Origin of the sequence: Burkholderia sp. Ac-20392 (assembly GCF_017104585.1) — a bacterium.
Classification (GTDB): Bacteria; Pseudomonadota; Gammaproteobacteria; order Burkholderiales; family Burkholderiaceae; genus Burkholderia; species Burkholderia lata.
In genome coordinates this window covers 1-2,767 of sequence record NZ_JAAGPB010000768.1, presented here as the reverse complement: position 1 = coordinate 2,767, position 2,767 = coordinate 1, and the positions used below count along the sequence as shown (strand labels likewise).

Here is a 2,767-nt window from a genome sequence, read left to right as displayed (position 1 = left end):
CGCTGTGGGCGCGCGCGAACGGGCAGCTCGACGGCGCGCAGCCGAGCCTCTTTCACGACGCGCCGTTCTACGACGTGTATCGCTGCGCGGATGGCGAATGCGTGACAATCGGTGCGCTCGAGCCGCCGTTCTATGCGCTGCTGGTCGAACGGCTCGGGCTGACCGACATCGATCCGGCGTCGCAGTACGACCGTGCGCGCTGGCCCGAGCTGAAGGCGCGTTTCGCCGACGTGTTCGCGCAGCGGCCGTCCGCGCACTGGCGTGAATTGCTCGAAGGCACCGACGCGTGTTTCGCGCCGCTGCTGAGCGTGGCCGACGCGGCCGCGCATCCGCACAACGCGGCGCGCGGGATCTATCGGACGGATGAGAACGGCAACGTGCGGGCGCGCGTGGCGCCGCGGTTTTTGCCGCTGGCGGGGGAGGGGGCGGAGTAGACGAGGCGGCATGCCGAGGTCGCCAAACCGGTGGCGAAATGTACTTCACTGAAAGGCTTCGCAAGCGGCGGGCGCCAATTTTGGTGCCAAATTAGATGCAACCGCCATTCTGCAAGAGAGGGAGCCGACATGCCTCGCACAATTCTGGCCGACTTTACCGCGAGCGTTTCAGATTTGAAGCGGAACCCGATAGGCACGGTCGCGGCGGGAGAAGGCTTCCCGGTCGCGCTTCTGAATCGCAACGAGCCCGCGTTCTATTGCGTCCCGGCGAAGACGTGGAAGGTGATGGTCGAACGTCTGGAGGATAGCGAAGATAACGGGCTGGTCGACAAGCGCGCCAATGAGAGAGTCGTCAAAGTCAAGCTGAAGGACCTTTGAACTTCAATTTCACGAACCTGTGTTGAAGGCGTGGACGATGCTCGATCGCACAGTTCGCGATCAGTTCAAATCCCGGCTCGCCGAGCGGCTCGAGAATCCTCGGATTCCGTCTGCAAAGCTGCATGGCCATCCGGATCGCTACAAGATCAAGCTACGCAGCGTTGGTTACCGGCTCGTCTACGAAGTGCGCGATTCGGAAGTGCTCGTACGGGTTGCAGCAGTCGGTCGACGCGAGCGCGATGCCGTCTATCTTGCCGCGATAAAGCGTTAGAACCACATGTACCGCACATGGGAGCGGCAAGCAGGCCCGCATGTCTGACCGCTCAACTCGACTACACGCTCATCGTCTTCTGGACGGAGGGGTGATCCTTCAAGCGCGGAGAACCGCTCACGCCGTTTCCTCCGGCGCATCCGGCATCTTGCCGTCGCCGACGCGGTTGATCGTACCCTGCGCGATCGCGACGAGCCGCTCGTGATCACCGTCGATGACGAACACATGACACTGGCAGGTCGCCTGGTGCCGCCCCGCGTAGACGAGCTTCGCGCGGGCGACGAGCGTGCCGTTCACCGCCGGTCGCAGGTAGTTGATCTTGTATTCCGCCGTGATCACGCGCGGGCCGAGCACGAGCGCGCCGGCGAACGTCAGCGCGTTGTCCGCGAGGTAGCTGATGACGCCGCCGTGCACGAAACCGTGCTGCTGCCGCAGTTCTTCACGCACGGGCAGGCACAGCGACACTTCGTTGTCGCCGATATGCATCAGCTCCGTGCCCAGCAGCATGCTGAACGGTTGCGCACGCAATGCGCCGCGCGCGTGGTCCGTGATGTCGGTCATCGACTTTCCTCGAAATGAGTGCCCGCTTGCGCTGAACTCTAGGAAGGGGGATGCGGATAAGCAAGGAAATTCGTCCGCATTTCGTGCAATTTTCGGCGCGATGCGACGCGATTATTGCGTCGAATGCCGTAGATTTCCCTGTTTGCGGGCGATTCCGCGGGAATGCGCGGGCAACGCGAACTTTGCCGCCGTCCGCCCTCGCCGGTCGCCCCTAAAGTCCGACGAAGAAATGCCGCTAATGCCGGGGCATTGCCTCATCGTCCGCTTTCCAGGAATCTCCCCCATGTTCGGAAAAATCAAGCTCGCGTCGGGTCTGCTCGGCGTGTTGACCGTGTTTTGCCTCTTCCTGTTCGCGATCGAGGCGCTCGGCTTCTGGGCGCTCAAGTCGACGCGCAGCGGCGTCGACGATCTGTCGAACGTCGCAATCACGCAGGTCGGCGCGGCCAGCCAGGCGACCCAGCAGCTGCTCGACGCGCGCATCAACCTGTCGCGCGCCGGCACGCGGATGGTGCGCGGCGGCCCGAAGCCGGAAGACATCATCCGCCATGCCGGCGCGTCGCTCGCGGAAGCCGACAAGGCGTTCGCCGCGCTGACGGCCGCGCAGCCGGTCGACGATGCCAACCGCGCGCGCGTCACGGCGCTTGCCGAGCGCTATCGCGCGCTGCGCGGCGCGCTGGGTGAACTCGTGCAGTTCCTCGACGCCGACAACATCCAGGCCTTCCTCGACCAGCCGACGCAGAGCATCCAGGACGCGTATATCGCCGAGCTGCGTCGCTTCACCGACTATGGCGGCGCATCGAGCCGCACCGCGCTCGACACGATCGACGGCGGCATGCTCTGGTTCAAGTCGGTCGGCATCGTGCTGCTGATGGCGATGCTCGCGGCGAGCGCGGCGATCTACGCGGCCGCGCGGCGCGCGGTCGTCGCGCCGCTGGAAGAAGCCGGCCGCCATTTCGAGCGGATCGCGCAGGGCCGGCTCGATGAAGTCGTGCGGGCAGGCGGCGTGTTCGAGATCGACCGGATGCTGCGCGGCCTCGCCACGATGCAGACGAGCATTGCGGGCACCGTGCGCACGGTGCGCCACGCGTCCGACGCGATCCACCTCGGCGCGGGCGAAATCGCG

4 protein-coding genes and 1 pseudogene are annotated in these 2,767 nt (G+C 65.1%); 4 read left to right on the top strand and 1 reads right to left on the bottom strand.

The features are described 5' to 3' along the window. The 3 genes and pseudogenes from G3N99_RS37965 to G3N99_RS37955 all read left to right on the top strand — a co-directional run. Positions 1 to 434, top strand: a 434-nt coding sequence (locus G3N99_RS37965; RefSeq protein ID WP_206124940.1) for a CoA transferase, incomplete at its 5' end; no start/stop codon positions are given. Between the two features lie 129 nt (positions 435 to 563). Continuing rightward, positions 564 to 812 (top strand): plasmid stabilization protein, encoded by a 249-nt coding sequence (locus tag G3N99_RS37960; RefSeq protein WP_206124939.1) that lies wholly within the window; start codon positions 564 to 566, stop codon positions 810 to 812. Continuing rightward, positions 805 to 1,083, top strand: a pseudogene (locus tag G3N99_RS37955) (type II toxin-antitoxin system RelE/ParE family toxin); the annotation flags it as partial. The gene G3N99_RS37960 and the pseudogene G3N99_RS37955, both read left to right, overlap by 8 nt. 117 nt (positions 1,084 to 1,200) lie before the next feature. On the opposite strand, the gene G3N99_RS37950 reads toward G3N99_RS37955, so the two are convergent. Next, positions 1,201 to 1,644, bottom strand: a complete 444-nt coding sequence (locus G3N99_RS37950; RefSeq protein WP_011353771.1) for a PaaI family thioesterase — start codon at positions 1,642 to 1,644, stop codon at positions 1,201 to 1,203. A 283-nt stretch (positions 1,645 to 1,927) separates the two neighbouring features. Between G3N99_RS37950 and G3N99_RS37945 the strand changes: the two genes are divergently transcribed. Beyond that, positions 1,928 to 2,767, top strand: an 840-nt coding sequence (locus G3N99_RS37945) for a Tar ligand binding domain-containing protein (protein WP_206124937.1), incomplete at its 3' end; no start/stop codon positions are given.